Below are 5,286 nucleotides of genomic sequence, written 5' to 3' on the forward strand. Positions count from 1 at the left end.
TGCGTGGTCTTGCAAACTTTCGGTGTGTTGTCGACTTCTGACGTCTAGCACACAAACAGCAAATTGTTTGGGTGTTATATGGTCAAGCCTCACGGGCAATTAGTATTGGTTAGCTCAACGCCTCACAGCGCTTACACACCCAACCTATCAACGTCGTAGTCTTCGACGGCCCTTTAGGGAACTCAAGGTTCCAGTGAGATCTCATCTCGAGGCAAGTTTCCCGCTTAGATGCTTTCAGCGGTTATCTTTCCCGAACATAGCTACCCGGCAATGCCACTGGCGTGACAACCGGAACACCAGAGGTTCGTCCACTCCGGTCCTCTCGTACTAGGAGCAGCCCCTCTCAAATCTCAAACGTCCACGGCAGATAGGGACCGAACTGTCTCACGACGTTCTAAACCCAGCTCGCGTACCACTTTAAATGGCGAACAGCCATACCCTTGGGACCGGCTTCAGCCCCAGGATGTGATGAGCCGACATCGAGGTGCCAAACACCGCCGTCGATATGAACTCTTGGGCGGTATCAGCCTGTTATCCCCGGAGTACCTTTTATCCGTTGAGCGATGGCCCTTCCATACAGAACCACCGGATCACTAAGACCTACTTTCGTACCTGCTCGACGTGTCTGTCTCGCAGTCAAGCGCGCTTTTGCCTTTATACTCTACGACCGATTTCCGACCGGTCTGAGCGCACCTTCGTACTCCTCCGTTACTCTTTAGGAGGAGACCGCCCCAGTCAAACTACCCACCATACACTGTCCTCGATCCGGATAACGGACCAGAGTTAGAACCTCAAGGTTGCCAGGGTGGTATTTCAAGGTTGGCTCCACGCGAACTGGCGTCCACGCTTCAAAGCCTCCCACCTATCCTACACAAGCAAGCTCAAAGTCCAGTGCAAAGCTATAGTAAAGGTTCACGGGGTCTTTCCGTCTAGCCGCGGATACACTGCATCTTCACAGCGATTTCAATTTCACTGAGTCTCGGGTGGAGACAGCGCCGCCATCGTTACGCCATTCGTGCAGGTCGGAACTTACCCGACAAGGAATTTCGCTACCTTAGGACCGTTATAGTTACGGCCGCCGTTTACCGGGGCTTCGATCAAGAGCTTCGCGTTAGCTAACCCCATCAATTAACCTTCCGGCACCGGGCAGGCGTCACACCCTATACGTCCACTTTCGTGTTTGCAGAGTGCTGTGTTTTTAATAAACAGTCGCAGCGGCCTGGTATCTTCGACCGGCGTGGGCTTACGCAGTAAATACTTCACCCTCACCGGCGCACCTTCTCCCGAAGTTACGGTGCCATTTTGCCTAGTTCCTTCACCCGAGTTCTCTCAAGCGCCTTGGTATTCTCTACCTAACCACCTGTGTCGGTTTGGGGTACGGTTCCTAATTACCTGAAGCTTAGAAGCTTTTCCTGGAAGCATGGCATCAACCACTTCGTCATCTAAAAGATAACTCGTCATCAGTTCTCGGCCTTGAACGCCCGGATTTACCTAAGCATTCAGCCTACCACCTTAAACACGGACAACCAACGCCGTGCTGGCCTAGCCTTCTCCGTCCCTCCATCGCAGTAATTAGAAGTACGGGAATATTAACCCGTTTCCCATCGATTACGCATTTCTGCCTCACCTTAGGGGCCGACTCACCCTGCGTCGATTAACGTTGCGCAGGAAACCTTGGTCTTTCGGCGTGGGTGTTTTTCACACCCATTATCGTTACTCATGTCAGCATTCGCACTTCTGATACCTCCAGCAAGCTTCTCAACTCACCTTCACAGGCTTACAGAACGCTCCTCTACCGCTCATCCTAAGATGAACCCGTAGCTTCGGTGTATGGTTTGAGCCCCGTTACATCTTCCGCGCAGGCCGACTCGACTAGTGAGCTATTACGCTTTCTTTAAAGGGTGGCTGCTTCTAAGCCAACCTCCTAGCTGTCTAAGCCTTCCCACATCGTTTCCCACTTAACCATAACTTTGGGACCTTAGCTGACGGTCTGGGTTGTTTCCCTTTTCACGACGGACGTTAGCACCCGCCGTGTGTCTCCCGTGCTGACACTTGTTGGTATTCGGAGTTTGCATCGGTTTGGTAAGTCGGGATGACCCCCTAGCCGAAACAGTGCTCTACCCCCAACAGTGATACACGAGGCGCTACCTAAATAGCTTTCGAGGAGAACCAGCTATCTCCGAGCTTGATTAGCCTTTCACTCCGATCCACAGGTCATCCGCTAACTTTTCAACGGTAGTCGGTTCGGTCCTCCAGTTAGTGTTACCCAACCTTCAACCTGCCCATGGATAGATCGCCCGGTTTCGGGTCTATTCCCAGCGACTAAACGCCCTATTAAGACTCGCTTTCGCTACGCCTCCCCTATTCGGTTAAGCTTGCCACTGAAAATAAGTCGCTGACCCATTATACAAAAGGTACGCAGTCACCCAACAAAGTAGGCTCCCACTGCTTGTACGCATACGGTTTCAGGATCTATTTCACTCCCCTCTCCGGGGTTCTTTTCGCCTTTCCCTCACGGTACTAGTTCACTATCGGTCAGTCAGTAGTATTTAGCCTTGGAGGATGGTCCCCCCATATTCAGACAAAGTTTCTCGTGCTCCGTCCTACTCGATTTCATGACTAAGAGATTTTCGCGTACAGGGCTATCACCCACTATGGCCGTACTTTCCAGAACGTTCCGCTAATCTCAAAGCCACTTAAGGGCTAGTCCCCGTTCGCTCGCCACTACTAAGGGAATCTCGGTTGATTTCTATTCCTCAGGGTACTTAGATGTTTCAGTTCCCCTGGTTCGCCTCACACACCTATGTATTCAGTGTGTGATAACCATCTTATGATGGCTGGGTTCCCCCATTCAGACATCTCCGGATCAAAGGTTGTTTGCCACCTCCCCGAAGCTTTTCGCAGGCTACCACGTCTTTCATCGCCTCTGACTGCCAAGGCATCCACCGTATGCGCTTCTTCACTTGACCATATAACCCCAAGCAATCTGGTTACTGTCTATAACGTGAAGACGACATTCGCCGAAAATTTGCAATTGAGAACACGCAAATTTTACCTTGACCAAATTAACTGCCAGTGAAAGCAGTCAATCAGTCACTTCTATCACATACCCAAATTTTTAAAGAACGATTTTTCTTACCGGTCAAAGACCAGAAATCAACATTCAGCTACCCACGGCAGGAATGTTCAGTTCTGAACTCTCTACAACACAATAAAGTGGTGGAGCCAAACGGGATCGAACCGTTGACCTCCTGCGTGCAAGGCAGGCGCTCTCCCAGCTGAGCTATGGCCCCAGGTAATCGCAAGGCCTCACCCCACTCAATTGACAATTGGTGGGTCTGGGCAGATTCGAACTGCCGACCTCACCCTTATCAGGGGTGCGCTCTAACCAACTGAGCTACAGACCCAATAACGGGCTTCTAACCTAATCGTCTTTTTCAATGAATCAAGCAATTCGTGTGGGAACTTATGAAGAAGCTGAAGTCTTCGATTAAGGAGGTGATCCAGCCGCAGGTTCCCCTACGGCTACCTTGTTACGACTTCACCCCAGTCATGAATCACACCGTGGTAACCGTCCCCCCGAAGGTTAGACTAGCTACTTCTGGTGCAACCCACTCCCATGGTGTGACGGGCGGTGTGTACAAGGCCCGGGAACGTATTCACCGTGACATTCTGATTCACGATTACTAGCGATTCCGACTTCACGCAGTCGAGTTGCAGACTGCGATCCGGACTACGATCGGTTTTATGGGATTAGCTCCACCTCGCGGCTTGGCAACCCTTTGTACCGACCATTGTAGCACGTGTGTAGCCCAGGCCGTAAGGGCCATGATGACTTGACGTCATCCCCACCTTCCTCCGGTTTGTCACCGGCAGTCTCCTTAGAGTGCCCACCATTACGTGCTGGTAACTAAGGACAAGGGTTGCGCTCGTTACGGGACTTAACCCAACATCTCACGACACGAGCTGACGACAGCCATGCAGCACCTGTCTTACAGTTCCCGAAGGCACCAATCCATCTCTGGAAAGTTCTGTAGATGTCAAGGCCTGGTAAGGTTCTTCGCGTTGCTTCGAATTAAACCACATGCTCCACCGCTTGTGCGGGCCCCCGTCAATTCATTTGAGTTTTAACCTTGCGGCCGTACTCCCCAGGCGGTCAACTTAATGCGTTAGCTGCGCCACTAAGTCCTCAAGGAACCCAACGGCTAGTTGACATCGTTTACGGCGTGGACTACCAGGGTATCTAATCCTGTTTGCTCCCCACGCTTTCGCACCTCAGTGTCAGTATCAGTCCAGGTGGTCGCCTTCGCCACTGGTGTTCCTTCCTATATCTACGCATTTCACCGCTACACAGGAAATTCCACCACCCTCTACTGTACTCTAGTTGGCCAGTTTTGGATGCAGTTCCCAGGTTGAGCCCGGGGCTTTCACACCCAACTTAACAAACCACCTACGCGCGCTTTACGCCCAGTAATTCCGATTAACGCTTGCACCCTCTGTATTACCGCGGCTGCTGGCACAGAGTTAGCCGGTGCTTATTCTGTCGGTAACGTCAAAACAGCAACGTATTAAGTTACTGCCCTTCCTCCCAACTTAAAGTGCTTTACAATCCGAAGACCTTCTTCACACACGCGGCATGGCTGGATCAGGCTTTCGCCCATTGTCCAATATTCCCCACTGCTGCCTCCCGTAGGAGTCTGGACCGTGTCTCAGTTCCAGTGTGACTGATCATCCTCTCAGACCAGTTACGGATCGTTGCCTTGGTGAGCCATTACCTCACCAACTAGCTAATCCGACCTAGGCTCATCTAATGGCGCGAGGCCCGAAGGTCCCCCGCTTTCTCCCGTAGGACGTATGCGGTATTAGCGTCCGTTTCCGAACGTTATCCCCCACCACTAGGCAGATTCCTAGGTATTACTCACCCGTCCGCCGCTCTCAAGAAGTGCAAGCACTTCTCTACCGCTCGACTTGCATGTGTTAGGCCTGCCGCCAGCGTTCAATCTGAGCCATGATCAAACTCTTCAGTTTTAATACTGCTTGGGTTTTGTGAAAACCCTAAACTTGGCTCAGCATTTCCAAATAAACTCTCGAACTTCGAGTGCCTACTTGTGATGCTGATAATCTTGCGACTAACAGTCTTACCTCACAAGCACCCACACGAATTGCTTGATTCAGTTGTTAAAGAGCGGTGGCTGAGTCTTTCGTCTCAACCGAGGCGCGCATTCTACAGCAGCCTCATTTCCTGTCAAGTGATTTAGAAAATTTCTTTTCAACTTCAACCACTTG

At 51.3% G+C, this 5,286-nt stretch carries 2 tRNA genes and 2 rRNA genes; all 4 read right to left on the reverse strand.

What is annotated here, in order from left to right:
• Window positions 1-78: 78 nt before the first annotated feature.
• The 4 genes from PH586_RS23345 to PH586_RS23360 all read right to left on the reverse strand — a co-directional run bounded on the left by PH586_RS23345 (window position 79) and on the right by PH586_RS23360 (window position 5,028).
• A 23S ribosomal RNA gene (locus tag PH586_RS23345) occupies window positions 79-2,969 on the reverse strand.
• 248 nt (window positions 2,970-3,217) lie between these two features.
• Window positions 3,218-3,293 (reverse strand) — tRNA-Ala (locus PH586_RS23350).
• 37 nt (window positions 3,294-3,330) lie between these two features.
• Window positions 3,331-3,407: transfer RNA gene (locus tag PH586_RS23355), tRNA-Ile, on the reverse strand.
• Between the two features lie 84 nt (window positions 3,408-3,491).
• A 16S ribosomal RNA gene (locus PH586_RS23360) occupies window positions 3,492-5,028 on the reverse strand.
• Together the 16S and 23S rRNA genes with 2 tRNA genes alongside form the textbook arrangement of a ribosomal RNA operon.
• Window positions 5,029-5,286 lie beyond the last annotated feature (258 nt).

Source organism: Pseudomonas aestuarii, assembly GCF_027988105.1.
Lineage (GTDB): Bacteria > Pseudomonadota > Gammaproteobacteria > Pseudomonadales > Pseudomonadaceae > Aquipseudomonas > Aquipseudomonas aestuarii.